Consider the following 25,830-nt stretch of genomic DNA (forward strand, 5'->3'; position numbering starts at 1 on the left):
GCGGCACCGACACTCGGCGTCCGGACCTGTCGCTCGGGTCCGGCGGGGCCCGCGCGCCTCCCGCGTACCACCCCCTCGGGACTTTCGGCCCGTCCGATTCGGGACCAAGGTCCCTCCGCTTTCCGGGGCCGCCCGGCAAACTTGGCGATCATGGACATAGGTATCGACCTCGGCACTGCGAACACCCTCCTCTACGTGCGCGGCAAGGGGATCGTGCTCAACGAGCCGTCCGTGGTCGCCGTGCGGGCGGACAGGGGTGGCAGGGGGAAGGTGCTCGCCGTGGGCACGGAGGCCAAGGAGACGATCGGGCGTACGCCCGGGTCCATCACCGCGATCCGTCCGTTGCGGGACGGCGTGATCAGCGACTACGAGGCGGCCGAGGAGATGATCCGGCACTTCGTGCGCAAGGCCGTGCCGGGGCGGCGGCCGCGGATCCGCATGGTCGTCTGCGTGCCGAGCGGGGTCACCCCCGTCGAGCGGCGGGCCATCGTGCACGCCTCGCAGCAGGCCGGGGCGCGGGCCGTCCACCTCATCGAGGAGCCGATGGCCGCCGCGATCGGCGCGGGCCTGCCGGTCGGCGAGCCGCGCGGCTCGATGGTCGTCGACATCGGCGGCGGCACGTCCGAGGTCGCCGTCATCTCGCTGGGCGGGATCGTCACGGCGCAGTCGCTGCGGGTGGGCGGCGACCGCCTGGACACGGCGATCACCGACTTCGTCCGCAAGCGCCACTCGCTCCTGGTGGGCGAGCGCACCGCCGAGGACATCAAGGTCGCGATCGGCTCCGCGTGGCCGGTGCCGGGGCAGGAGGAGTTCGAGGAGCGGACGTTCACCGTGCGGGGCCGCGAGAAGGTGGGCGGGCTGCCGAAGACGGTGGACCTGACGGTGCCGGAGGTGCGGGGCGCTCTCGACGAGCCCGTCGAGCACATCATCGCGGCGGTCAAGACGACGCTGGAGGAGTGCCCGCCGGAGCTGTCCGGCGACATCATGGAACACGGCATCGTCCTGACGGGCGGCGGCGCGCTCCTCCCCGGCCTCGACCTCCGCATCGCCTCCGCCACCGGCATCCCGGTCTTCGTCGCCGACGACCCCCTGGACAGCGTGGCGCTGGGCTGCGGCAAGTGCGTGGAGGACTTCGACGGCTTGGAGAGGGTGATGTCGGCGGCGTAGGGGTCTCTTCGGGACCGGTGGGTTCGGGGTGACGGGTGGGTGGGAAAGGTCCTTGCGGTCAGGCCAGCTCCCCCGCGGGCAAGCAGGCGACGACCTCATACGCCCCGCCCACCACTCCCGCCGAAAACTCCCCGCCCACGGCGAGCACCCGCTCCGCCATCCCCGTCGTACCGCTCCCCGAGGAGACCGGCGCCGACGCGGGCGCCGACGCGGGCAGCGCGTTGCGCACGGCGATCCCGAGGCGCCCGTCGACCACGTCCACCCGGACAGTGACCCGCTCCCCCGGAGCGTGCTTGGCCGCGTTCGTCAGACACTCCTGGACCACCCGGTGCACCGCCGCCTGCCGCAGCGGCGAGAGCCGATGGGCCGCGGGGGCCACCAGCAGCTCCACGGGGCTCCCCGCACGCCCGCTGCGCTCGGCGAGTTCAGGAAGGGCGTCGAGGCCAGGAGTGGGCGCCCCGTCCAGACCACGCTGCACGATGATCTCGTTCAGCATCCGGTGCGCACTGCGCGCCGTCTCCGACAGCTCCTCGAACCCCTCTTCGAAGGGCCCGCCGGAGGCCCGGCGCGCGAGCACCTGGGATCGCACGCTCAGCAGCGTCAGCTCGCGCCCCACGAAGTCGTGCACGTCCCGCGCGATGCGGGCCCGCTCCTGCTGGACGGCGTGCAGCGTGTCCGTCTCCGCGCGCTGCGCCTCCAGCTCGCGGACGAGGTCCTGCCGGTTCGCGGCGACGCCGACCCCGGCCGCGAGCACCCCGATCGGCACGACCAGGCTCAGGAACTCGCTGACCGTCTCGCCCCGGTGCGGCGGCCAGCCGGGCAGCAGGAACATCGCGTACGCGAACGCCACGTACCCCACGACCCCGAGCATCCCGGCCCGCCGCCCCCGGTAGCGCCCCAGCGAGTACAGCGCGAACTGCGTCAGCGTCAGCTCGTGCAGCCAGCCCAGCAGGAAGAGCGCGACGCCGTACGTCAGCCAGGGCGCCCGGCGCCGCAGCAGCAGGGACGCCGCGCCCGCCGTCAGGACGAGCGCGGCCATCGGGCCCGTGAGGGAGTTGTCCGCCGCTGCGAGGCCCGGCACGTCCAGGCTCATCAGCGCCAGCGCGCTCAGCGCGGTGAGCAGGTCCAGGGTCCGCGCGGCCTTGCCCCAGCGCTCGGCGAGGCGACGGCCGAGGGCCGCCGCCCGGCGTATCGCCTGGGCGGCGGGGCGGACGTGCATGCCCTCCATCATCCAAGGTCTTTCGGCCCGATTCATCGGACTTATGGCCCTGATTTGGTGATTTGCGGCACGGGCTCGCACGGCCGTGCGGCGCGGCTGACGGGCCCCGGCTCGTGCCGGGGGTCAGATCTGACCATGTGGTATGCCCAGAATTCCGCCCGGCGGACCCATCAGCTCGCCGGTGACGCCGGGGTCCTGCTGTGGACCGCGCTGTGGGCCGCCGCCGCCCTCACCGCGTACCGGCTGGCCTGTCTGCTCGCCCTCCCCCGCGCCCTCCAGGAGCGCAGGGCGCCGCTGCCGCTGGTCGGCGGGCGCTTCGACACGGCGCTGCGGCGCGTGGCGGACGCCGTCGACGCCATGGACCCCGTGGCCGTGCGCACCGCGGTCGCCGTGGGCGCCCTCGCCCTGTTCGTCGTACCCGTGGGGCTCGTCCTCATGGTCTGGCTGCCGCGCCGGCTCCGCTGGATCCGCCAGGCGGGCGCGGCGCGGGACCTCGCCGCCTCCGACGACGGCCGAGACCTGCTGGCCCTGCGCTCGCTGCTGCGCCCCCTCGACGAGGTGGCCGCCACCGCCTCGGAGATCCCCGACGCGACCCCGGGCAGCCTCGCCTGGGGCTGGCGGCACGGCGATCCGGAGATCCTGGACGCCCTGGCGGGCGCGGAGCTGGACCGGCTCGGCCTCGAACCACCGGCCCCGCGCGAGGGCCCGCCCGGGATGGCCTTCGAGCCGGTCGACCTCATCGCGCCCGCGGGCCCCGCCGACGAGCGGACCCGCGACACCCACCCCCTCGCCTGACCTTCGTACGGCAAAGGCCCCCAGAAGCCGCGTGTACGGTCCCGGGGGCCTTCGGCTCCGTCCGGTCAGGCGGCCGGCAGCGCCTCGAGCTGCGCCGTCAGGCGGGCGATGTCCGCCTCCGCCTTGGTGAGGCGGCCGCGGATCTTGTCCACGACCTGGTCGGGCGCCTTCGCCAGGAACGCCTCGTTCCCGAGCTTCGCCTCGGCCTGCGCCTTCTCCTTCTCGGCGGCGGCGAGGTCCTTGGCCAGGCGCTTGCGCTCGGCGGCCACGTCGATCGTGCCGGACAGGTCGAGCGCGACCGTGGCGCCCGAGACCGGCAGCGTCGCCGTCGCCGTGAAGGCGTCGCCCTCCGGCAGGAGACGGAGGAGCTGGCGGATGGCGGCCTCGTGCGGGGCGAGCGCCGTGCCGTCCAGGGTGAGGCGCGCCGGGACCTTCTGGCCCGGCTGGAGGCCCTGGTCGGCGCGGAACCGGCGGACCTCCGTGATGACCTGCTGGAGCGTCTCGATCTCCCGCTCGGCGCCCGCGTCGCGGAAGCCGCTGTCGGCCGGCCAGTCGGCGATGACGAGCGACTCGCCGCCGGTCAGCGCCGTCCACAGCGTCTCCGTCACGAACGGGACGATCGGGTGGAGCAGGCGCAGGGTGACGTCCAGGACCTCGCCGAGCACGCGGGCCGAGACCTTCGCGCCCTCGCCGCCCGCCATGAACGTCGTCTTGGACAGCTCGACGTACCAGTCGAAGACCTCGTCCCACGCGAAGTGGAAGAGGGCGTCGGAGAGCTTGGCGAACTGGAAGTCGTCGTAGAGCGCGTCGACTTCGGCGACCGTCGCGTTCAGGCGGGAGAGCACCCAGCGGTCGGTGGCGGACAGCTGCTCGACCGGCGGCAGGTCGCCCTCGATCGTGGCGCCGTTCATCATCGCGAAGCGCGTGGCGTTCCAGATCTTGTTGGCGAAGTTGCGCGAGCCCTGGACCCAGTCCTCGCCGATCGGCACGTCCGTGCCGGGGTTGGCGCCGCGGGCGAGCGTGAAGCGCAAAGCATCCGAGCCGTACTTGTCCATCCAGTCGAGCGGATTGACCGTGTTGCCGAAGGACTTCGACATCTTCTTGCCGAACTGGTCGCGGACCATGCCGTGCAGCACGACCGTCTGGAACGGCGGCGTGCCGTCCATCGCGTACAGGCCGAACATCATCATCCGGGCGACCCAGAAGAAGAGGATGTCGTAGCCGGTGACGAGGACCGAGTTCGGGTAGAACTTCGCGAGGCTCTCGGTCTGTTCGGGCCAGCCCATCGTGGAGAACGGCCACAGGCCGGAGGAGAACCACGTGTCGAGCACGTCGTTGTCCTGGCGCCAGCCCTCGCCGGTCGGGGGCTCCTCGTTCGGGCCGACGCAGACGACTTCACCATTCGGGCCGTACCAGACGGGGATGCGGTGGCCCCACCACAGCTGGCGCGAGATGCACCAGTCGTGGAGGTTGTCGACCCAGTCGAAGTAGCGCTTCTCCATCTCCTGCGGGTGGATCTTGACCTTGCCGTCGCGGACCGCGTCACCGGCGGCCTTCGCGAGCGGGCCGACCTTGACCCACCACTGCATCGAAAGGCGCGGCTCGATGGTGGTCTTGCAGCGCGAGCAGTGGCCGACCGAGTGCGTGTACGGGCGCTTCTCGGCGACGATGCGGCCCTCGGCGCGCAGCGCGCCGACGATGGCGGAGCGGGCCTCCAGGCGGTCCAGGCCCTGGAAGGGGCCGGGGACGGTGATGACCGCGTGCTCGTCCATGACGGCGATGTTCGGCAGGCTGTGGCGCTGGCCGATCTCGAAGTCGTTCGGGTCGTGCGCGGGGGTCACCTTGACGGCGCCGGTGCCGAACTCGGGGTCGACGTGCTCGTCGGCGACGACCGGGATCGTGCGGTCCGTCAGCGGCAGCTTGATCTGCTTGCCCACGAGGTGCTTGTAGCGCTCGTCCTCGGGGTGGACGGCGACGGCGGTGTCGCCGAGCATCGTCTCGGCGCGGGTGGTGGCGACGACGAGCGTCTGGTCCCCCTCGCCGTACTTGATCGAGACCAGCTCGCCGTCGTCGTCCTGGTACTCGACCTCGATGTCCGAGATCGCCGTCAGACAGCGCGGGCACCAGTTGATGATGCGCTCGGCGCGGTAGATCAGCTCGTCGTCGTAGAGCTTCTTGAAGATGGTCTGGACGGCCTGCGAGAGGCCCTCGTCCATGGTGAAGCGCTCGCGCTCCCAGTCGACGCCGTCGCCGAGGCGGCGCATCTGGCCGGAGATCTGGCCGCCGGACTCGCCCTTCCACTTCCAGACGCGCTCGATGAACGCCTCACGGCCCAGGTCGTGGCGGGACTTGCCCTCCTTGCCCAGCTCGCGCTCGACCACGTTCTGCGTGGCGATGCCCGCGTGGTCCATGCCGGGCTGCCACAGCGTCTCGAAGCCCTGCATGCGCTTGCGGCGCGTCAGGGTGTCGATGAGCGTGTGCTCGAAGGCATGGCCCAGGTGGAGCGCGCCCGTCACGTTCGGCGGGGGGATGACGACGGTGTACGGCGGCTTCTCGCTCTTCTCGTCGGCGGAGAAGTAGCCCCGTTCTACCCAGCGCTCGTACAGCGGCCCCTCTACCTCGGCCGGCGCGTACTGGGTCGGCAGTTCGGGAGTGGTCGCTGGGGGCTGCTGCTGAGCGTTCTCGGTCACCCGGTCAGTTTAGGGGGGCCCGGGGCCGGTCCCGAAACCGGAATGTTCGACCGCCCCGGGCACCGTGCGGCGCCGCCGCCGACTTCCGGCCACGTCCGTGCTCTGGCACAGCCCTTCAACAACTGCGCATCGATCCGCTACGACGGTCCCGCTCCCGCCACCCGTCCGACAGGATGTTCGGAACGCGTAAGCATCGGGAGGGAACCCCAGTAATGAGTTACCAGCAGCCGGGCCCGTACGGCGGGCAGCAGCCCCAGCAGCCCGGGCCGTACGGCCAGCCGCCGCAGGCGCCCCAGCCCGGCTACGGGTACCCCCAGCAGGCCCCGCAGCAGCCGGGTGGCTACAGCCAGCCCCAGCAGCCGGGCCCCTACGGGCAGGTCCCCCCGCAGGCCCCGTACGGGCAGGCCCCCTACGGGCAGGCCCCCGGGCAGGCCCCTTACGGGCAGGTCCCGCCCCCGCCCCCCGGCGGTGGCAAGAACAGGACCGGGCTCGTCATCGCGGCGGTCGCCGTGGTCGCCGCGGCCGCGGTCGGCGGTTACTTCGTCTTCGCGGGCGGCGATGACGACAAGGGCGGCGGCAAGAACAGCGGTTCCTCGAACGCGGCGGGCGGCGGGGGCGACGAGTCCGGCCTCAAGGACGACGGCCCGCACAAACTGACGACGCCGGAGACGGTGCTGACCGACTACAAGAAGGACCCGGGCCGCTCGGGCGGCATGAACAGCACCGACCTCGACGAGGTCGAGGCGGCCGGGGTGAAGAACCCCAAGGACGTGCGGGCGCAGTACCAGTCGGGCTCCAAGGACAACCCGCTGGCGATGAAGGTCGTGACCTTCGGCGGCGTCTACGGCGACATCGAGGACCCGGAGGGCGTCGTGGACCACATGTTCACGAACGCCGAGAAGGAGGCCGAGGACGGCACCACCGGCGCGAACGGCAGCGGCCAGAAGGTCACGCTGGTCGGCAGCCCGAAGAAGTTCACGCCGAGCGAGCTGGACGGCGCGGTCCTCAAGTGCCAGGAGATGAAGGTCAGTCTGGGCGGCGCGGCGGGCTCCACGGCTGGCTCCACCACCGGCTCCACCGCCGGGTCCTCCGGGCCTTCGGGGCCGAGCGAGATGTCCGCCGCGACCTGCATCTGGGGCGACCACAGCACCAGCGGCTACGTCGTCGTCACGGACATGGCGAGCGCACTGTCCGGCCAGGCCGCGGACCTCGACGAGGCCGCGACGACAACGGCCAAGTTCCGCGGGGAAGTCCGCGTCAAGCTCTGACGTCCGACGGGCCGCGCGCGGCCCGTCGCCCCTGGGGCAGGGTCCGGTCACCCGGCCGGGTTCTCTTGCGTCAGGATGTCAAGAACACATAAGCGTTTCAGAGGGGGAACCCCATGAGTTACAACCAGCCGGGCCCGTACGGCGGCCAGCAGCCCCAGCAGCCCGGGCCGTACGGCGGCAGTGGTCAGCCCCAGCAGCCGGGTCCCTACGGCGGCCAGCCGCAGCAGCCCGGCCCCTACGGGCAGCCCCCGCAGGCCCCCCAGCCCGGCTACGGCTACCCCCAGCAGGCGCCCCCGCCGCAGCCCGGTTACGGCTACCCCCAGCAGGCCCCGCAGCAGGGCGGCTACAGCCAGCCCCAGCAGCCCGGCCCCTACGGGCAGGTTCCCCCGCAGGCCCCCTACGGGCAGGTCCCGCCCCCGCCCCCCGGCGGCGGCAAGAAGAAGACCGGGCTCATCATCGGCGGCATCGCGGTGGTCGCGGCCCTCGGCGTCGGTGCGTACTTCGTCCTCAGCGGCGGGGACAGCGGTGGCGGGTCCTCCTCCGTGGCGGACGACGGGCCGCACAAGCTGGTCACGCCCGAGACGCTGCTCAGCGACTACAAGAAGGACAGCGGCCAGAGCGGGGGCTTCAACTCCAGCGACCTCGCGGCCGCCGAGAAGGCCGGCGTGAAGGACCCCAAGGACGTCAGCGCCGGATACAAGTCGGGGGACGACAGCAATCCCCTGTCGCGCAAGGGCATCCAGTTCATGGGTGTCTACGGAAAGGTCGGCGACCCGGGCAAGGTCGTCGACGGCATGTTCGCCAAGCTCAAGAAGGACTCCAAGGAGCCCGGCGCGCAGACGGGCAAGCTGGTCGGCAGCCCCAAGGACTTCAGCACGGACGACGCCGTGCTCAAGTGCCAGGAGTCCGTGATCAAGAACGACAGCCCGAGCGGCTCCGGCTCGTCCGGCCCCAAGGAGTTCCGCATGCCGGTCTGCATCTGGGGCGACCACAGCACCGTCGCCGTCGTCGTCCCCATCGAGATCGCCAACGCCATGGCGGGCAAGGTCTCGCTCGACGACGCCTCGGAGACCGCGCTCAAGGTCCGCAAGGAAGTCCGCGTCAAGCTCTGACGCCGGTACGCAGCACCGCCGCATCACCAACGAGGGGAACCCCGAAGCAGTGAGCTACAACCAGCCCGGCCCGTACGGCCCGCCCCAGCCGCCCCAGCAGCCCGCCCCCTACGGGCAGCCGCCGCAGCAGCCTTACGGGCAGCCCGCCCCCTACGGGCAGCCGCCCCAGGCCCCGTACGGGCAGTACCAGGCGCCCCCGCAGGGCGGCGGAGGCAAGAAGGCCGGGCTCATCATCGGTGCCGTGGTGGTCGTGGCCGCCGCTGCCGTCGGCGGGTACTTCCTCTTCGCCAAGGGCGACAGCTCCTCCGTCGCCGACGACGGCAAGACGTACAAGCTGACGGCCCCCGCGACCGTCCTCGGCAGCTTCAAGAAGCTTGAGGGCTCCGGCGGCGGCCGCATGTCGTCGAGCGACCTCAAGGACCTGGAGGAGCAGGGCGTCACCGACCCCAAGGACGTCCACGCCGCCTACCAGTACGGCGAGGGCGCGAGCATGCAGACCTTCAACTACTCGGGTGTGTACGGCGAGGTCGACGACCCGGAGAAGGTCGTCGACGCGATGTTCGCCGAGATGGAGAAGAACTCGATGAACGGCGCCGACGGATCCATGAAACTCCTCGGCGAGCCGGAGGAGTTCACGCCGGACGGCTTCGAGAACGGCATCATGAAGTGCCAGAAGGCCGAGTACAAGATGGGCGAGGTCGACCCGGGCGGCGAGGGCATCCCCAACAGCTTCCAGACGCCGATGTGCGTCTGGGGTGACCACAGCACCGTCGCGTACGCCGTGTACTCCGACGCCGCCGCGACCGGCAGCGGCAAGAAGATCGCGCTGGAGAACGTCGCCACCCAGGTAGCCAACCTCCGCGACGACGTCCGCGTCGAGGTCAAGTAGCCCTCACCACACACGAAGGGGCGCCCGGCGATCGAATCGCCGGGCGCCCCTTTGCGCGTAGGAGAACTACGCGGACTTCTGCTCCCCGGCGCCCGGACCCCGCACATCGCGCGGCACCAGCGTCGGGTTCACGTTCGAGCGGACGACGTCCGCCGTGATGACCACGCGGGCCACGTCCTTGCGGGACGGCACCTCGTACATCACCGACTGGAGGACTTCCTCCATGATGGCGCGCAGGCCGCGCGCGCCGGTCTGGCGGAGGATCGCCTGGTCCGCGATGGCCTCCAGGGCCTCGCGCTCGAACTCCAGCTCCACGCCGTCCAGTTCGAAGAGGCGCTGGTACTGCTTGACGAGCGCGTTGCGCGGCTCCACCAGGATCTGGAGCAGGGCCTCGCGGTCGAGGTTGTGGACCGAGGTGATCACGGGGAGGCGGCCGATGAACTCGGGGATCATCCCGAACTTCACCAGGTCCTCCGGCATGATGTCCTCGAACTGGTCCTTCTCCTCCAGCTCGCGCTTGGAGCGGATGGTGGCGCCGAAGCCGATGCCCTTGGCGCCCGCACGCGACTCGATGATCTTCTCCAGGCCGGAGAAGGCCCCGCCCACGATGAAGAGCACGTTCGTCGTGTCGATCTGGATGAATTCCTGGTGCGGGTGCTTGCGGCCGCCCTGCGGCGGGACCGAGGCCGTGGTGCCCTCAAGGATCTTGAGCAGAGCCTGCTGGACACCCTCGCCCGAGACGTCGCGCGTGATCGAGGGGTTCTCGCTCTTGCGGGCGACCTTGTCGATCTCGTCGATGTAGATGATCCCGGTCTCGGCCTTCTTGACGTCGTAGTCGGCCGCCTGGATCAGCTTGAGCAGGATGTTCTCGACGTCCTCGCCGACATAGCCCGCCTCCGTCAGCGCCGTCGCGTCCGCGATGGCGAACGGCACGTTCAGCATGCGGGCGAGCGTCTGCGCCAGGAGCGTCTTGCCGGAGCCGGTCGGACCGAGCAGCAGGATGTTGGACTTGGCGAGTTCGATCGCGTCGTCACGGCCCGCCGCGCCGCCGTTCTCTCCTGCCTGGACCCGCTTGTAGTGGTTGTACACCGCTACCGAGAGGGCCTTCTTCGCGGGCTCCTGGCCCACGACATAGCCCTCAAGGAATTCGTAGATCTCGCGAGGCTTGGGCAGTTCCTCCCAGCGGACCTCGCTCGTCTCCGCGAGCTCTTCCTCGATGATCTCGTTACAGAGGTCGATGCACTCGTCGCAGATGTACACACCGGGGCCTGCGATGAGCTTCTTGACCTGCTTCTGACTCTTTCCGCAGAACGAGCACTTGAGCAGATCGCCGCCGTCACCGATGCGTGCCACGAGGTGCTTCCCCTTCGCCTGGGAGACGCCACGTTCAGCGGCTCCTGGTGCCTCATATCCGACGGTACCTTGCCGGGACCCCCGTTCGGGCCCCCCTTGGCACGGTTCACTTCGACGCGAGTCGCGCGCGAACCATGCCAAGGAGCGGCAGATGCTACAGCGCCGCGTCAGGCAACCGCGGAATTGTTCATCTTCCGGGTGGAGATGATCTGGTCCACGAGGCCGTACGCGAGCGCGTCCTCGGCCGTGAGGATCTTGTCGCGCTCGATGTCGTCGCGGATCTTCTCGATCGGCGTCGTCGAGTGCTTGGCCAGCATGTCCTCCAGCTGCGCGCGCATCCGGAGGATCTCGTTGGCGGCGATCTCCAGGTCGGAGACCTGACCGCGGCCCGTCTCGCTGTAGGGCTGGTGGATCAGGACGCGCGCGTTCGGCAGGGCCATGCGCTTGCCCGGCGTACCGGCCGCGAGGAGGACCGCGGCGGCCGAGGCGGCCTGGCCCATGCAGACGGTCTGCACATCCGGCTTCACGAACTGCATCGTGTCGTAGATGGCCGTGAGGGCCGTGAACGAGCCGCCGGGGCTGTTGATGTAGATGGAGATGTCGCGGTCCGGGTCCATCGACTCCAGGCACAGGAGCTGCGCCATGACGTCGTTGGCGGAGGCGTCGTCGATCTGCACGCCGAGGAAGATCACGCGCTCCTCGAAGAGCTTCGCGTACGGGTCGTACTCGCGCACGCCCTGCGAGGTGCGCTCGACGAAGCGCGGGATGACGTAGCGGGACTCGGCGCGGGCGCCGGTGAACTCGGCCTGCGCGCCCTGGCCGTACTCGGCCATGGTGCGCTCGTAGAGGCCACTGCCGGGGTGGTTGTTCATCTGTCTTGGTCTCCTGAGGAGCGTGGGCTGAGGTTTCGGCTTACGGGACGCTGAGGGGTGCCTCAGGCTCCCGTGCCGCCCCCGCCCGGCATGCCGGCGGCGGTGGGCATGATGTCGTCGATGAGGCCGTACTCCTTGGCCTCCTGCGGGTCGAACCAGCGGTCGCGGTCCGAGTCGCGGGTGATCTGCTCCACGGTCTGGCCGGTGTGGTGAGCGGTCAGCTCCGCCATCCGCTTCTTGGTGTGCAGCAGACGCTCGGCGTGGATCTTGATGTCCGACGCGGAGCCGGCGAGGCCCGCGGAGGGCTGGTGGATCAGGATCTCGGCGTTCGGCAGGGCGAAGCGCTTGCCGGGGGTACCGGCGCTGAGCAGGAACTGGCCCATGGAGGCCGCCATGCCCATCGCGATCGTCACCACGTCGTTCTTGATGTACTGCATGGTGTCGTAGACGGCCATGCCTGCCGTGATCGAGCCGCCGGGGCTGTTGATGTAGAGGAAGATGTCCTTGTCCGGCTCTGCGGCGAGAAGCAGCAGCTGCGCGGTGATCTTGTTGGCAATGTCGTCGTCCACGGCCTGGCCGAGGAAGATGATCCGCTCGCCGAGCAGTCGGTTGTAGACCTGGTCGCCGAGGCCACCACCGATGGAGGGGTCGCCGGCGGCGGAGGGCATCAGATTCGTCACGTATCCACCTGCTCGTCTTACGACGGCGCCGGGCCGTCTCACGTCTTCAGCTGGGGCTGGGACCCCGCGTGCCAGCCGCTCCGGGGCGGCTCCGGGGACTCCCCTGCCCTCATATCCATGGACCCTAACGCGCGGGGTCCCTCCGGGAATCCCGGAGACGTAACTGTTCGCTGTGAGCGCAGGTCGAGCCCCGTCAGGGGCGCGGGGAACTGCGCGGCCAGCCACGTGCGAGCCGCGGTCGCGTCTGCCCGCTGCGGCTCCACGGCGAGTGCGGCTTGTACGGGGTACTCGCGCAGTTCCCCGCGCCCCTGACGGGGCACATGCCGCGGGCCCCCGGGATCAAGTCCCGGGGGCCCGCAGAAGGCACAGCGCTAGGGCGCTCAGGCCTCGGTCTTCTCCTCGGCGGAGGCGGACTCGGCGGTGGCCTCGGCCGACTCGTCCTCCTCGTCGTCAGCGAGGTCGATGACCTCACCCTTCGTGTCCTTGACCGTGGCCGCCTCCACGACGACCGCGAGGGCCTTGCCGCGGGCGACCTCGCCGACCAGCATCGGGACCTGGCCGCCCTCGACGACGGCCTGGGCGAACTGGTCGGGGGACATGCCGGAGGACTGCGCGCGACGCATGAGGTGCTCGGTGAGCTCCTCCTGGTTCACGTTCAGCTTCTCCTTGTTGACCAGCTCGTCGAGGACGAACTGGGTCTTGATGCCCTTCTCGGCCTGCTCCTTGGTCTCGGCGTCGAACTCTTCCTCGGTCTTGCCCTGGATCTCCAGGTACTTCGCGAGGTCGAGGCCCATCTGGCCGAGCTGGTGGTTGACCAGGTTGTGCTTGCGGGTCTGGATCTCGTCCGCGAGGAGCTTCTCGGGGACGGGGACCTCGACCAGCTCAAGGAGCTTCTCCAGGACGCGCTCCTGGGCCTGCGTCGCCTGGTCGTACTGCTTCATGTTCTCGAGGCGCTTGCGGCTGTCGGCCTTCAGCTCGTCGAGGGTGTCGAACTCGGAGGCCAGCTGCGCGAAGTCGTCGTCGAGCTCGGGCAGTTCGCGCTTGGCGACCTGCGTGACCTTGACGGTGACCTCGGACTCCTTGCCCGCGGCGGAGCCGCCCTTCAGCTCGGAGGTGAAGGTGGCCTCGCCACCGGCCTCCAGGCCCTTGACGGCGTCGTCGATGCCTTCGAGCAGCTCGCCGGAGCCGATGGTGTAGGAGACGCCGTTCGCGACGCCGTCCTCCAGGACCTCGCCGTCGACCTTCGCCTGGAGGTCGATCGTCACGACGTCGCCGTCCTCGGCGGCACGCTCGACCGGGGACGTGGAGGCGAAGCGCTCGCGCAGCTCCTCGACGGCCTTGTCGACGTCCTCGTCGCTGACCTCGATCGCGTCGACCTCGACCTCGATGCCGGAGTAGTCCGGGATCTCGATGGTCGGGCGGACGTCGACCTCGGCGGTGAAGTTGAGGGTCTCGTTGTCCTTCAGCTCGGTGATGTCCACCTCGGGCTGGCCAAGGACGTTGAGCTCGGCCTCGTTGACCGCCTCGGTGTAGAACTTCGGGAGCGCGTCGTTGACGGCCTCTTCGAGGACGGCGCCACGGCCGAACCGCTGGTCGATGACGCGGGCCGGGATCTTGCCCTTGCGGAAGCCCTTCACCGTGACCTGCTGGTTGATCTTCTTGTAGGCCGCGTCGAGGCTGTCCTTGAGCTCCTCGAAGGGCACCTCAACAGTGAGCCGAACCCGAGTCGGGTTCAGGGTCTCCACGGCGCTCTTCACGGTTCGGTCTCCTTGGGGCTGACTGCTTGGGATTCTGCCCGGCTCAGAGACACACGGGCACACAGCTTGCATAGTAACGGCAAGCGGGAGCCGACCCACAATGCGATCTTGTGGGGAGAGACCTGCTGGTCGGGGTGGCGGGATTTGAACCCACGGCCTTCCGCTCCCAAAGCGGACGCGCTACCAAGCTGCGCCACACCCCGTCGGTGCGACACGTAGGGTACATGCCCGCAGGCCGTGCGGCCCCCGGTCGAGCGGGGTCGTGAAGGGGTGTGCGGCCCAGGGGGTGTGCGGCGGAGGCCGGGGACCCGCTACGATGCCTGTCGTACCGCGGCCCGAGGGCCCTGGTGCGCCGTGCGGGCGTAGCTCAATGGTAGAGCCCTAGTCTTCCAAACTAGCTACGCGGGTTCGATTCCCGTCGCCCGCTCTCGTGAGACCTCCGGCCCGGCCCGCTGAATCCAGCGGCCGGGCCGGCGGCGTTTCCCGCCGCGCGGCCTCCTCGGAAGCGACCCGCTCAGAAACTGATCGAGTTGATGGTCTCCGCCAGTTCGTTCAGGAAGCGGTTTATCGAGGGCGCCATGCCTGTCGACGCGAGGAAGAATCCGAAGAGCACCGCGACGATCGCGGGCCCCGTCTTGAGCGATCCCCCACGGATCAGCACTACGAGGATGATCGCCAACAGCAGCACCACTGACAGCGAAATGGCCACACTGATCACACCCTAGGTCGGTCGCTCTCCCGGCCCGGGGGGTACGACCCCGCACACCCCCGCCACCGTCCATCGTGCCACCAACACGCCCCCTGTATGCGGCCGGTGACAGATCGTCGGCCAAAGCTTGACGGGGGCGCCAATTCGGCACCCCGCGGGCATCGGGAATTCCCTCCGGTCGTTGCCATCACCACACACGGCGTTCGCAAGAAATTCGAATTGTTGTGGTGGGCACATCCTGAGTTTCCGGCCCGCCGACCAATCGGACATATCACCGGAGTCGCCTGCGGGCGTTATGCACCATTTAAGATGGATGAATAGTGACGTATGGGACAGAAAACAGCCTCATCTCCTTGTCTACCGATGCGATTCGCGGGTACGTGGGCCCGATAAGCGGTAATCGGATCAGCGATTGACAGGGATTGCGTTGACGAAAGTGACGAGGGTTTTACGAAGACCGCGCGGCGACGCTAGGGTGCGTCAGATGTTCCACGCTGCCACCACCCCCGTAGGCGCAGTGCGGTCCCGGGTCGTCTCACCCAGCTCTTGGTGGGAGGGCCTGTGACCAACTCGGTGCACCCGCACGGACGCCACCGGGCGCCGCTCCCCCCGGCCCAGGTGCCGGCGGCCGGACCCCCGCCCCCACGCTCCCACGCCCGCCCCCACCATCCGACCCCGCAGGCCGCCCCCGCTCCCCCCACTCCGGTCGGCCACCGCGCGGCCGCCCGTTCGGCGAAGCCCGCCAAGCAGCGCGACGCGTTCTTCGACAACGCCAAGTACCTGGCGATCGTCCTGGTGGCGATGGCCCACGCATGGGAACCCCTGACGGATCACAGCCGCGCCGCCGAGGCGCTGTACATGACCGTCTACACCTTCCACATGCCGGCGTTCATCCTGATCTCCGGCTACTTCTCGCGCAGCTTCGACATGCGGCCCGACCGCCTGCGGCGCCTCGTGACGGGTGTCGCCGTGCCGTATGTGATCTTCGAGGTCGCGTACACCCTCTTCAAGCGCTGGGCGGACGACGATCCGGCCCAGCCGATCAGTCTGCTCGACCCCTGGTACCTCACCTGGTTCCTGGTCGCGCTCTTCGTGTGGCGGCTCACCGTGCCGCTCTGGAAGATCGTGCGGTGGCCGCTGCCGCTCGCCCTGGCCATCGCCATGCTCGCCGTGATCTCCCCGGACATCGGTGACGACCTGGACCTCCAGCGCGTCCTGCAGTTCCTGCCGTTCTTCGTGCTCGGCCTCCTCATGAAGCCCGAGCACTTCCAGCTGGTGCGCCGCCGCGAGGTGCGGATCCTGTCCGTGCCGCTCTTCGCCGCCGCGGTGCTGCTCGCCTACTGGGCCGCGCCCCGCATGACGTCCGTGTGGTTCTACCGCCGGGACAGCGCGCAGGAGTTGGGCGTGCCGTGGTGGGTCGGCATCGTGATGACGCTGGCGCTCTTCGGCTGTTCCGTGGTGCTCACCGCGTGCTTCTTCGCGTGGGTGCCGCGCCGCAAGATGTGGTTCACGGTCCTCGGCGCGGGCACGCTCTACGGCTATCTGCTGCACGGCTTCCTCGCCAAGGGGTCCCGCTTCTGGGGCTGGTTCGAGAATTACGAGTGGCTGCACAAGCCGCTCGGCGAGATCTTCGTGACGGTGGTGGCCGGAACGGTCGTGACGCTGCTGTGCACGCCTCCCGTGCAGCGGATGTTCCGCTTCGCGATGGAGCCCAGGATGGAGTGGGCCTTCAAGCGGGACGCGGCGGAGCTGGCCCGGGAACGGACCAGGTTCACCTGAGGAACCAGGTTCGATGAACGCCCGACGGTGTGCTTCACCGTCGGGCGTTCGTCATGCCGCGGACTTCAGGGCCTGCCGTGCCGGGATCGTCGTCGCGGCCAGGCCGAGGAGCAGGGTGGCGGCCACGAAGGAGCCGTAGACCAGCGGGGGGATGTACGGGGGTTCGCCGGTCAGGCCCTTGACCATCGGGAAGAGCGTGGCCAGGGCGATCGCCGAGCCGATGACCGTGCCCGCGACCGCCACGAGCAGCGTCTCCCAGCGGATCATCCGCATCACCTGGCGGCGGGTGGAGCCGATCAGTCGCAGCGTGCCCAGTTCGCGGCGGCGGTCGAGGACCGTCATCACCAGGGTGTTGACCGCGGCGACGGCCGCGAAGCCGCCGAGTACGGCCGCCATCGTGGTGTTGGCCCAGGCGTTCAGCTCGCGGTCCAGGGACTGGGCGCTGGTGTAGTCGTCGCGGTCCTGGAGGGTGCCGAGGGCGGAGAGGGCCGCCGCCGAGCCGCCCTTGGTCCAGATCTCGGTGGGGAAGGCCGAGGTCACGTGCCGCTTCAGGTCGGCGGCGGGCAGCGTCACCTGGGAGAGGCCGAGGCCCCTGCCGTACGTCGCCACGATCTTCGGGGTGGCCTTGGTGCCGTCGGGCATGTGGAGGGCGAGGCGGTCGCCGACCTCCACGTGGGCGGAGCGGGCGAGCCGGGTGTCCACGGCGATCTCGCCCTTGCCGAGCGTGAGCGTGCCCTTCTCGACCTTGAGGTCCTGGACCTTGCCGAGGCCGGCGGCGGTGCCGGTGATGCCCTGCGTCGACGCCGACTCCAGCCAGCGGTCGCCGCCCGAGCCGACCGGGACGAGTACGGAGGTCTTGAGCACTCCGACGGCCGCGGTGACCCCGTCGGCGCCTCGGGCCTTGGTGAGCGTGTCCGGGGCGAGTCCGGTGTCCGAGGTGAGGATGTGGTCGGCGGTGATGCCCTCGCGCTGCTGGTCCGCGGCGACCCGGTCCTCGCTGGTGTGCATGAAGACGAGGACGGAGGAGAACGCCATGGCGAGGACGATCGGGGTGATCGCGGAGGCCAGACGGCGTGCGTTCGTACGGGAGTTCGCGGCGGCCAGCGAGGCGGAGGCGCCCGCGCCGCGCAGCGGGAGGCCGAAGAGGGCCGCGCAGCCGCGGGCCACGAGCGGGCCGAGCAGGGCCACGGCGAGCATGAAGAGCATGACGACGCCGAGTGCCGCGTTGGCCGCGTCGTCGCCGCTGGTGCTCGCGGCGACTCCGGAGAGGGTCACGCCGCCCACCGCGGCGGCGACGCCGAGCGGCGTACGGATCCAGCCGAGCCCCGCGCGTTCCACGGACGCCTCGCTGAGCGCCTGGCCGGGCTTGATGCGGGAGGGGCGGCGGGCCGCCATGAATCCGGCGCCGAGCGCGGTCAGGACGGCGATGCCGACGGCGGCGGCGAGCGGGAGGACGGAGAGGGACAGGTCGACCGCCTCCGGGATCGCGCCCTTCTCCTTGAGCTGCCCGAACCACCAGTTGGCCAGGGCGATGCCGGGGAGCGCGCCGACCGCTCCCGCGAGGGGCGCGACGAGCAGGGTCTCGGTGGCGATGGTGCGGCGGATCTGGCGCGGGGTGGTGCCGATGGCACGCAGCAGCGCGTACTCGCGGGCGCGCTGGCCGACGGAGAGGGCGACGGTTCCGGCGGCGGTGAAGACGGCGGTCAGGGCCGCGATGCCGCCGAAGGAGCCGCCGAGCGCGGTCAGCATCTCCTTGGCGTAGGCGAGTTCGGAGCCCTCGGCGGCGGTGCGGTCGTCGCCGGTGTGGACCTCGGCCTTGCCGCCGAGGGCGTGCGCGACCTGGGACTTGAGGGCGGCGGCGGAGACGCCGGGCTCGGGCAGTGCGACGACGGCGTCGATCCGCCCGGGGTGCCCGGAGAGGCGTATGGCGTCGGAGTCGGCGAGCCAGGCGGTGGGTGCGCCGCCCTGGGCGGTCCTGACCGTGCCGGAGACGCGGAAGTCGCGCGGGCCGTCGGCGGTGGTGAGCCTGACGCGGTCGCCGACGGCGGCGCCGGGGGTGGCGAGGGCGACCTCGCCGGGGTGCGGGGCGCGGCCCGCGGTCAGCTTCTCGCCGGTGAAGGCGGTGGAGCCCCAGCCGTGCGCGGTGACCTCCTTGCCGCCGGAGCGGACGGGGAAGGTGACGTCGGCGACGGCGGTGCGGGCGCCGGGTGCCGAGGCGGCCTTGGCGACCAGGGACGCGTCGAGCCGGGCCCGGTCGGGCAGCGGGGTGGAGGTCTCGGAGCGGGACTCGCCGCTGCCGGTGACGAAGTCGACCGCCTGGTCGGCGGCGGCCACCACGGGGGCGCCCGCGTAGCGGACGGGGGGCGCGGAGGCGCGCAGGCCGGTCTCCAGGAGGATTCCGCACGCGGTCACGATCAACGAGGCCATCATCAGCGCGACGAAGGTCCCGGCGAACGCGGCGGGCTTGAAGCGGATCGCCGCGCGGGCCAGGCCGTTGGGTACGTACGCCATCACGCGGCCGCCGTCGCGTAGGCGGGGGCCGTCAGCGAGGTCATGCGGGCCGCGATCTGCGCGGCGGACGCGTGTTCGAGGCGGTCGACGAGGGAGCCGTCGGCGAGGAAGAGGACGCGGTCGGCCCAGGCCGCGGCGGCCGGGTCGTGGGTGACCATGACGACGGTGGCGCCCATGGCGTCGACCGCCGAGCGCAGCAAGCCGAGGATCTCGGTGGCGGTGGTGGTGTCCAGGGCGCCGGTCGGCTCGTCGGCGAAGATCACGTCGGGCTCGGTGACCAGGGCGCGGGCGATGGCGACGCGCTGCTGCTGGCCGCCGGAGAGCTGGCCGGGGCGGCGGCTCCCCTTGTCGCCGAGGCCGACGCGGGACAGCATCGCGGCGGCCTTGCGGCGGTCGGGGCGGCGGCCCGCGAGGCGCATCGGCAGGACGACGTTCTGTTCGACGGTCAGCGACGGCAGCAGGTTGAACGCCTGGAAGACGAAGCCGAGGCGGGTGCGGCGCAGGGCGGTCAGCTTGTTCTCGCTCATGCCGGTGATCTCGGTGCCGCCCAGGTGCACGCTGCCGGAGCTGGGCCGGTCGAGGCCCGCCGCGCATTGCAGGAACGTGGACTTGCCCGATCCCGACGGCCCCATGACGGCGGTGAAGCTGCCGCGCGGCAGGGCGAGGTCGATACCGGCGAGCGCGTGCACGGCACCGGCCCCGCGCCCGTACTGACGGCGGACACCGCGCAGTTCGACGGCCCAGTCACCGGGCCGGGCGCTCGGCATCGGAGACGTCACGACCGCTCCCGCGCGCTCTTCGGTCCGGTTCTTCCGTCGCAGCCCCATGGCTGTGCCGCCTTCCGTTCGTACGTTCGTACACCGCTGGTCGATGTCTCGAACCTACGGATCAGGGGCTGGTGTGGACCATGAGGGCGGCTGGCGGACCGGGGGTGGGGTTAACCCCAGGCGGGGCGCCCCGCCCCGCGCCCGTGGCATGCCAACACCCGCAACCGTTCAACCAGTTGGGACATTCGCCTGACCGTCCCGCTACCGTGCGCTTACGCTTGAACACGATCCGAAATCAACCCTCCGGGACGTTGGAGGCAGGCGTGACTCAACCCCGCGCGCTCGACGCGAGCGCCTCACCACTCGACTACTACGGCGCGGAATTACGCCGCCTGAGAGAGACCGCCGGACTGAGCCAGGCGCAGCTGGGCGACTGCATCTTCTGTACGGGATCCCTGGTGGGCCAGATCGAGACGACGAAGAGGGTGCCGACGCGGGAGTTCTCCGAACGGGTGGACGCGGCGCTGGGGACGGATGGTCAGCTGTCCCGTCTGGTGGGTCTCGTGCTGCGCAGCCAGTTGCCTAGTTGGTTCCAGGAGTACGCGGAGATGGAGGCTCGGGCCGCGTACATCTCCTCATACCAGTCGCAGTTGGTGGACGGACTGCTTCAGACACAGGCGTACGCGCGAGCGGTGCTGGGCGTCATGACGGAGGACAACCTCGACGCGCGAGTCGAAGCGCGCATGGATCGCCAGCGCATCCTGAAGCGGAAGAACCCGCCGCTGTCGTGGGCGGTGCTGAGCGAGGCGGTGCTGCATCAGGAGGTTGGCGGTCCCGAGGTCATGCGGGAACAACTGGCCCATCTGTTGAAGTTCCGAAGCAGCCAGTGGGTGAACCTCCAGATCCTGCCATTCACTGCGGGCCAACACGCGGGCCTGCCTGGCACGTTCACCACCCTCCGCTTCGAGGAGGACCCCGACCTCATCTACACCGAGGACTTCGTGCAGGGCCACATGACGGCTCATCCTGAGAAGGTCAAAGAGAGTTCTCTTCGTTACGCTCACTTGCAGGCATCCGCCTTGTCCATGGAGGATTCGGCGGCACTGATCGCGCGCGTGATGGAGGAACGGTATGGAGACCAACCAGCGGCTGGCGGGCGCGACATGGCGTAAGTCGAGCTACAGCAGCGACACGGGCGGCCAGTGCATCGAGTGCGCACCGCTCGGCACTGCCGCCTGGCGCAAGTCGTCGCACAGCGGTGACACCGGCGGCCAGTGCGTCGAGGTCGCCGACCTCAACGCCCATGTCGCCATACGGGACTCCAAGAACCCCGAGGGCCCGGCCTTCGCCGTCGCGCCCGGCGCCTTCGCGGCGTTCGTCTCGGCGGCGGCAAAGGGCAGCGTCTGAGCCGGGTGTGACAAGCCGTTTTTCCTTGGGGTACAGTGGATCTTGAGCCGGTCGCCGCTTCAAGCGGTAACCGGAGATGCGTCGGTGGTCCAAGGAAAGACGCCCCGCTTCCTGCGGGGAAATGCAGGTGCAAGGCCTGCCCGGCGCTCTATCAAGGCCCGTACACGCTCAGCGTGTACGGGCCTTTTCGTTGGCCAGACGGCCAATGAGTACGGCTCACGCCTCCCGGCAGATCAGCAGCAACGCCCTGTCGTCGTTCACGTCCTTGGCGACGGCCTCGATGAGGTGCCAGGCCGCGCCGTGGAAGCCGCCCGCCACATAGCGGTCGGCCTCGCCCGTGAGGCGGTCGATGCCCTCGGCGATGTCGCGGTCCGAGGTCTCCACCAGGCCGTCCGTGAAGAGCATCAGGACGTCGCCGGGGCGCAGCAGGCCCTTGACCGGGTCGAACTGGGCGCCGTCGTAGACGCCGAGGAGCGGGCCCTGGCCCGTCTTCTCCTCCCAGCGGCCGCTGCCCGCGCTGAGCTGGAGGCCCGGCGGGTGGCCCGCCGAGAAGAGTTCGTAGTCGCCGGTCTCCAGGTCGAGGACGAGGTGGATGGAGGTCGCGAAGCCCTCGTCCCAGTCCTGGCGGAGCAGATAGCCGTTGGCGGCGGGCAGGAAGGAGTGCGGGGGCAGCGAGCCGAGCAGGCCGCCGAAGGCGCCGGACAGGAGCAGCGCCCGCGAACCGGCGTCCATGCCCTTGCCGGAGACGTCGGTGAGGACGACCTCCAGGGTGCGGCCGCCGTTCGTGCGGGCGGCGACGACGAAGTCGCCGGAGAAGGACTGCCCGCCGGCCGGGCGCAGCGCCATCTCGCGGTGCCAGCCGCGCGGCAGCTTGGGCAGTTTGCTCTGGACGCGGATGCGCTCGCGCAGGTCGAAGAGCATCGTGCCGCCGCCGCGCCAGGGCACGCCGACCCGGCTGCGGAACTGGGCGATGACAAGCCCGAAGAAGCCGCAGGCCGCGACGACGAGGACGACGCCGGGTGTGACGCGCGAGGAGCCGTCGGTGTACGGGCCGAGCTGGACGGACTCCACGATCAGGGCCGCCGCTGCCGCCGCGTACAGGGCGAGGAGGCTGGCGGGGCGCAGGAGCAGGCCGCCCGCGACGATGGGCAGGACGAGGGCGGCGGGCGCGCACCACACGTTGTTGATGAGCGTGCCGCAGGCGATCATCGGGACGGTGACGAGCAGACCGGCGAGGGCGACCCAGTCGGGGCCGTCGCCCCGGAAGTAGTCGACGCCTGATTTGCGCAGCACTATGCGGACCCGGTGCAGCCGCTTGTTCATCCGGGCCGTGAACGTCTCGGCTTCCGCCCGCCGCTCGCGACGTGCGCGCCGTGCTCGTCGTACCGCCATTGCTCGTGGACCTTATCCAGCGGGCCGCGCACTTCGCACGGGAGGTCCCTCTTGTCCCCCGTCGGAGGCACGCCGTGGACGGGGGTCGACGGCCGGTTCCACCCCCGGAAATCCCCTCGCATCGGGCGGTATCGCCCTGGTAGGCATGGCATATGACGACAGACTTGCGGGCGCCGGCCGACTCACGCGCGCTCACGGAGATACGTGTGCTCGCCGAGGCCGAGTGGGACACGTGGTACGGGACGCTGGAGACCGCGTTCGGTGGTGTCGCCGAGTCGGCCGAGGAGCGGGAGCTGTGGCACGCGCTCACCGAGCACGACAGGTCGATCGGCGTGTGGGAGGGCGACGCGTGCGTGGGGACGGCGGGGGCCTTCTCCTTCCGCCTCTCGGTGCCGGGCGGCGCGCTCGTGGACGCGGCGGGCGTGACGATGGTGGGCGTGGCGGCGACGCACCGGCGGCGCGGGATCCTGACCTCGATGATGCGCAGGCAGCTGGACGACATCCGCGCGGGCGGCGAGCCGCTGGCGGTGCTGACGGCGTCCGAGCCGGTCATCTACGGCCGGTTCGGGTACGGCGCGGCCACCTCGCAGATGAAGGCGGACATCGACACGAGCCGGGTGAGCCTGTCCGTGCCGCCCGGCACGGACGACGTACGCCTGCGCTATGTGGATCCCGCCGACGTCCGCGTCCACGAGGCCTGCGAGGCGCTCTACGCGCGCCGGGTGGCGGGGCGTCCGGGCATGCTCGCGCGGCAGCCGGGCTGGGAGCGGCTCGGCCTCCTCGACCCGCCGGGTGAGCGGGGCGGCGCGTCACCGCTCCAGGGCGTGGTCGCCGAGCGCGCGGGCGAGCCGGTCGGATACGCGCGGTTCGCGGTCAAGCCGGACTGGGAGTGGCAGGGCCCCAAGGGCGCGGTCCACGTACGCGATCTGGAGGCCCTGGACCCGGCGGCGTACGCGGCGCTGTGGCGGTTCCTCTTCGACATCGACCTGACGTCGTCGGTCCTCGCGCGCAACCGCCCGGTGGACGATCCGCTGCTCCAGCTCGTCTCGGACGTCCGGCGGTGCGACCTCGCGGTGCGGGACTCGTTGCACGTACGCCTCGTGGAGGTGGGCGCGGCGCTGGAAGCGCGTACGTATCAGGCGCCGCTCGACGTGGTGTTCGAGGTCGACGACGCCTTCTGCCCCTGGAACGCGGGGCGCTGGCGGCTCACCGGCGACGCGAAGGGCGCGTCGTGCGCGCGTACGGAGGACGCGGCCGACCTCGCCCTGTCGGTGCGGGAGCTGGGCGCGGCGTACCTCGGCGGCGTGTCCCTGTCGTCGCTCGCGGGCGCGGGGCGGGTGCGGGAGCTACGGCGGGGGGCGCTGGCGGAGGCGTCGGTGGCCTTCGGGTCGGACGTGGCGCCTTGGCTGCCGCACGGGTTCTGAGGAGCCTGCGCGGGGGCTCAGGCGGGTTGGTCCAGGGGGGTCTTGGCCTTGCGGGTGGCGAGGTAGAGGGCGACCAGCCAGGCTATGGCCGACTCGTGGACGGCGACGTTGAGTATGAGGATCGCCCAGCGGAGTTCGACGCCTCGGTTGAAGGCGATGAGGGACGGCGCCAGGTAGAGCACGATGGTGAGGGTCGCGAGGGCGAGGCCGCCGATGGAGCCGAGATTGAAACCGAGATCGATGTCGAATCCGGGCATGTCGAACTTGAACATGGAGGTTCCCCCGCCGAATTGAAGTGAGGTGGTGAGTCATCGCTGGTCAGGCGATCGAACTGGTGAGCCGATCTTAGCCGCGCCGCCGGTCCGCCCGGCCGGGCCGCTGGCAGGTGGGGCACCAGAAGAGGTTGCGTGCGGCGAGGTCGGCGGTGCGGATGTCGCCGCCGCAAATGTGGCAGGGCTGGTTCGCCCTGCGGTAGACGTACACCTCGCCGCCGTGGTCGTCGACGCGCGGCGGGCGGCCCATCGCCTCGGGCGTGTGCTCGGGCCGGACGGTGTCGATCCGGTTGAGCCGGACGCCTTCGCGCATCAGCTCCACGAGGTCCGCCCAGATCGCGTCCCACCGGGCCTCGGTGAGGTCCTTGCCCTGGGTGTACGGGTCGATGCCGTGCCGGAAGAGGACCTCGGCGCGGTAGACGTTGCCGACGCCGGAGATGACCTTCTGGTCCATGAGGAGCGCGGCGATGGTGGTACGGCTGCGGGAGATCCGGCGGTACGCCTTGCCGGGGTCGTCCCCTTCCCTGAGGGGGTCCGGGCCGAGGCGCTCGTGTATCGCCTGCTTCTCCTCGGGCGTGATGAGGGCGCAGGTGGTCGGGCCGCGCAGGTCGGAGTAGTACGTCTCGTTCTGGAGGCGGAGGCGGACGGTGTCCGTGGGGGGCGGGGCGGGGTGCTCGCCGAGGGCGTACTTGCCGAAGAGGCCGAGGTGGACGTGGACCCAGTCGGCTCGCCCGAACCCCAGGAAGAGGTGCTTGCCGTGGGCCTCGGCGGTTTCCATCACTTGGCCGGTGAGGAGGGCGGTGCTGTCGCTGAACTTGCCTTGGGGGCTGGTCGCCCGGACTGGACGGTCCTGGAACCGGTTCCGATGCTCGTGCGCCAGGCGGTGGATGGTGTGGCCCTCCGGCACGGGGTCCCTCCGGGGGTTGAGCGGAAGAAATCAGCCCCTCCGGCTGGGGCTGCGGTCAAAACTCGCCTTAAGGGCTCGTCCTCAAACGCCGGACGGGCTGGGAATCTCCAGCGCGGCCAGCAGAAGAAACATCCGAGCCGGGGGACGAAAAAACAGCCCCTCCGGCGTTTGAGGAGCGGGGTCCGGGGCGGAGCCCCGTGGGGGGGGTGGACTTACTGCTCGGGGTGGCCGGGCGGGATGGGGGGCAGGACGCCCGTTGACTCGTAAGCCGACAGCATGTCGATGCGGCGAGTGTGACGCTCCTCACCCGAGTACGGCGTGCTCAAGAAGATCTCGACGAACTTGGTCGCGTCCTCCTGCGTGTGCATCCGGCCGCCGATAGAGATGACGTTCGCGTCATTGTGCTGGCGCCCGAGCGCCGCCGTCTCCTCGCTCCAGGCCAGCGCCGCGCGGACGCCCTTGACCTTGTTCGCGGCGATCTGCTCGCCGTTGCCGGAGCCGCCGATGACGATGCCGAGGGAGTCGGGGTCCGCGGCGGTCCTCTCCGCGGCGCGCAGGCAGAACGGCGGGTAGTCGTCCTGGGCGTCATAGATGTGGGGCCCGCAGTCGACGGGCTCGTGGCCGTGGCTCTTGAGCCATTCGACCAGGTGGTTCTTGAGTTCGTAGCCGGCATGATCCGAGCCGAGGTACACGCGCATGCGTCCGAGTGTGGCACGCCGCGCGCCGGGTATCCGCGACCGGGGCCGGGCCTCCGGGACCAAGGTCCAGGCCAAACGGCTGGAATGCAACGATCCGGATTCAGGACTTCCGTCCCGATCGCTCCTGAGTTTGAATGCGGGGGCTCGTGACCCGAGAACTTA

At 70.5% G+C, this 25,830-nt stretch carries 22 protein-coding genes and 2 tRNA genes; 10 read left to right on the forward strand and 14 right to left on the reverse strand.

Features of this window, described 5'->3' with window-relative positions:
* The first annotated feature begins 150 nt into the window (after positions 1 to 150).
* Positions 151 to 1,167, forward strand: a complete 1,017-nt coding sequence (locus tag DMA15_RS12045; protein ID WP_164551737.1) for a rod shape-determining protein — start codon at positions 151 to 153, stop codon at positions 1,165 to 1,167.
* Positions 1,168 to 1,225: 58 nt separating this feature from the next.
* Here DMA15_RS12045 and DMA15_RS12050 read toward each other — a convergent pair whose 3' ends face one another.
* The gene (locus DMA15_RS12050) at positions 1,226 to 2,386 is read right to left on the reverse strand and encodes a histidine kinase (RefSeq protein ID WP_125512765.1); all 1,161 of its coding nucleotides are present in this window, start codon (positions 2,384 to 2,386) and stop codon (positions 1,226 to 1,228) included.
* A gap of 135 nt (positions 2,387 to 2,521) precedes the next feature.
* Between DMA15_RS12050 and DMA15_RS12055 the strand changes: the two genes are divergently transcribed.
* A complete protein-coding gene (locus tag DMA15_RS12055) occupies positions 2,522 to 3,181 on the forward strand; it encodes a hypothetical protein (protein WP_206302709.1) in 660 nt (219 codons plus the stop codon).
* Between the two features lie 65 nt (positions 3,182 to 3,246).
* Here the strand turns inward: DMA15_RS12055 and DMA15_RS12060 are convergent, their stop codons facing one another.
* Positions 3,247 to 5,871 (reverse strand): valine--tRNA ligase, encoded by a 2,625-nt coding sequence (locus DMA15_RS12060; protein ID WP_125512766.1) that lies wholly within the window; start codon positions 5,869 to 5,871, stop codon positions 3,247 to 3,249.
* A 212-nt stretch (positions 5,872 to 6,083) separates the two neighbouring features.
* On the opposite strand from DMA15_RS12060, the gene DMA15_RS12065 reads away from it, so the two are divergent.
* From DMA15_RS12065 to DMA15_RS12075, 3 genes are all read left to right on the forward strand, one after another.
* Positions 6,084 to 7,139, forward strand: coding sequence for a hypothetical protein (locus DMA15_RS12065; protein WP_125512767.1), 1,056 nt, complete (start codon positions 6,084 to 6,086; stop codon positions 7,137 to 7,139).
* Between the two features lie 113 nt (positions 7,140 to 7,252).
* Positions 7,253 to 8,251, forward strand: coding sequence for a hypothetical protein (locus DMA15_RS12070; RefSeq protein WP_125512768.1), 999 nt, complete (start codon positions 7,253 to 7,255; stop codon positions 8,249 to 8,251).
* Between the two features lie 49 nt (positions 8,252 to 8,300).
* Positions 8,301 to 9,140, forward strand: coding sequence for a hypothetical protein (locus DMA15_RS12075; protein WP_125512769.1), 840 nt, complete (start codon positions 8,301 to 8,303; stop codon positions 9,138 to 9,140).
* 66 nt (positions 9,141 to 9,206) lie between these two features.
* On the opposite strand, the gene clpX is transcribed toward DMA15_RS12075, so the two are convergent.
* The 5 genes from clpX to DMA15_RS12100 all read right to left on the reverse strand — a co-directional run bounded on the left by clpX (position 9,207) and on the right by DMA15_RS12100 (position 14,005).
* Positions 9,207 to 10,493 carry an ATP-dependent Clp protease ATP-binding subunit ClpX gene (gene clpX, locus DMA15_RS12080; RefSeq protein ID WP_125512770.1) on the reverse strand — a complete coding sequence of 429 codons (1,287 nt, stop codon included), beginning with the start codon at positions 10,491 to 10,493 and terminating at the stop codon, positions 9,207 to 9,209.
* 167 nt (positions 10,494 to 10,660) lie between these two features.
* Entirely contained in the window at positions 10,661 to 11,365 is a 705-nt protein-coding gene (locus tag DMA15_RS12085) for an ATP-dependent Clp protease proteolytic subunit (protein ID WP_125512771.1), read from the reverse strand.
* 62 nt (positions 11,366 to 11,427) lie between these two features.
* Complete coding sequence (locus DMA15_RS12090; RefSeq protein ID WP_030783279.1) at positions 11,428 to 12,033, reverse strand: ATP-dependent Clp protease proteolytic subunit; 606 nt, start codon at positions 12,031 to 12,033, stop codon at positions 11,428 to 11,430.
* Positions 12,034 to 12,425: 392 nt separating this feature from the next.
* Entirely contained in the window at positions 12,426 to 13,802 is a 1,377-nt protein-coding gene (gene tig, locus DMA15_RS12095) for a trigger factor (protein WP_125512772.1), read from the reverse strand.
* A 126-nt stretch (positions 13,803 to 13,928) separates the two neighbouring features.
* Positions 13,929 to 14,005 (reverse strand) — tRNA-Pro (locus DMA15_RS12100).
* A 153-nt stretch (positions 14,006 to 14,158) separates the two neighbouring features.
* Between DMA15_RS12100 and DMA15_RS12105 the strand changes: the two genes are divergently transcribed.
* Positions 14,159 to 14,229: transfer RNA gene (locus DMA15_RS12105), tRNA-Gly, on the forward strand.
* A gap of 87 nt (positions 14,230 to 14,316) precedes the next feature.
* On the opposite strand, the gene DMA15_RS12110 is transcribed toward DMA15_RS12105, so the two are convergent.
* On the reverse strand, positions 14,317 to 14,511 hold the full coding sequence (locus DMA15_RS12110) for a hypothetical protein (RefSeq protein WP_125512773.1): 195 nt from the start codon (positions 14,509 to 14,511) through the stop codon (positions 14,317 to 14,319).
* A gap of 561 nt (positions 14,512 to 15,072) precedes the next feature.
* Here DMA15_RS12110 and DMA15_RS12115 point away from each other — a divergent pair.
* A complete protein-coding gene (locus DMA15_RS12115) occupies positions 15,073 to 16,290 on the forward strand; it encodes an acyltransferase family protein (RefSeq protein ID WP_125512774.1) in 1,218 nt (405 codons plus the stop codon).
* A gap of 51 nt (positions 16,291 to 16,341) precedes the next feature.
* Here the strand turns inward: DMA15_RS12115 and DMA15_RS12120 are convergent, their stop codons facing one another.
* Both DMA15_RS12120 and DMA15_RS12125 read right to left on the reverse strand, forming a co-directional pair.
* Positions 16,342 to 18,801 (reverse strand): FtsX-like permease family protein, encoded by a 2,460-nt coding sequence (locus DMA15_RS12120; RefSeq protein ID WP_125512775.1) that lies wholly within the window; start codon positions 18,799 to 18,801, stop codon positions 16,342 to 16,344.
* Positions 18,801 to 19,628, reverse strand: coding sequence for an ABC transporter ATP-binding protein (locus tag DMA15_RS12125; RefSeq protein ID WP_125512776.1), 828 nt, complete (start codon positions 19,626 to 19,628; stop codon positions 18,801 to 18,803). Before DMA15_RS12125 ends, DMA15_RS12120 begins: the two co-directional genes overlap by 1 nt.
* 263 nt (positions 19,629 to 19,891) lie before the next feature.
* Here DMA15_RS12125 and DMA15_RS12130 point away from each other — a divergent pair, with 263 nt between their 5' ends.
* Both DMA15_RS12130 and DMA15_RS12135 read left to right on the forward strand, forming a co-directional pair.
* Positions 19,892 to 20,740, forward strand: a complete 849-nt coding sequence (locus DMA15_RS12130; protein ID WP_125517654.1) for a helix-turn-helix transcriptional regulator — start codon at positions 19,892 to 19,894, stop codon at positions 20,738 to 20,740.
* Complete coding sequence (locus DMA15_RS12135) at positions 20,700 to 20,975, forward strand: DUF397 domain-containing protein (protein WP_125512777.1); 276 nt, start codon at positions 20,700 to 20,702, stop codon at positions 20,973 to 20,975. Before DMA15_RS12130 ends, DMA15_RS12135 begins: the two co-directional genes overlap by 41 nt.
* A 216-nt stretch (positions 20,976 to 21,191) precedes the next feature.
* Here DMA15_RS12135 and DMA15_RS12140 read toward each other — a convergent pair whose 3' ends face one another.
* Entirely contained in the window at positions 21,192 to 22,367 is a 1,176-nt protein-coding gene (locus DMA15_RS12140) for a PP2C family protein-serine/threonine phosphatase (RefSeq protein ID WP_125512778.1), read from the reverse strand.
* A gap of 152 nt (positions 22,368 to 22,519) precedes the next feature.
* Here DMA15_RS12140 and DMA15_RS12145 point away from each other — a divergent pair, with 152 nt between their 5' ends.
* The gene (locus tag DMA15_RS12145) at positions 22,520 to 23,791 is read left to right on the forward strand and encodes a GNAT family N-acetyltransferase (RefSeq protein WP_125512779.1); all 1,272 of its coding nucleotides are present in this window, start codon (positions 22,520 to 22,522) and stop codon (positions 23,789 to 23,791) included.
* A gap of 17 nt (positions 23,792 to 23,808) precedes the next feature.
* Here the strand turns inward: DMA15_RS12145 and DMA15_RS12150 are convergent, their stop codons facing one another.
* The 3 genes from DMA15_RS12150 to DMA15_RS12160 all read right to left on the reverse strand — a co-directional run bounded on the left by DMA15_RS12150 (position 23,809) and on the right by DMA15_RS12160 (position 25,668).
* Positions 23,809 to 24,063 (reverse strand): superinfection immunity protein, encoded by a 255-nt coding sequence (locus DMA15_RS12150; protein WP_125512780.1) that lies wholly within the window; start codon positions 24,061 to 24,063, stop codon positions 23,809 to 23,811.
* Positions 24,064 to 24,136: 73 nt separating this feature from the next.
* Positions 24,137 to 24,970 (reverse strand): DNA-formamidopyrimidine glycosylase family protein, encoded by an 834-nt coding sequence (locus DMA15_RS12155; RefSeq protein ID WP_125512781.1) that lies wholly within the window; start codon positions 24,968 to 24,970, stop codon positions 24,137 to 24,139.
* A 212-nt stretch (positions 24,971 to 25,182) separates the two neighbouring features.
* Positions 25,183 to 25,668, reverse strand: a complete 486-nt coding sequence (locus DMA15_RS12160; RefSeq protein ID WP_125512782.1) for a ribose-5-phosphate isomerase — start codon at positions 25,666 to 25,668, stop codon at positions 25,183 to 25,185.
* Positions 25,669 to 25,830: the final 162 nt, after the last annotated feature.

Source organism: Streptomyces sp. WAC 01529, assembly GCF_003945545.1.
Taxonomy (GTDB): Bacteria; Actinomycetota; Actinomycetes; order Streptomycetales; family Streptomycetaceae; genus Streptomyces; species Streptomyces anatolicus.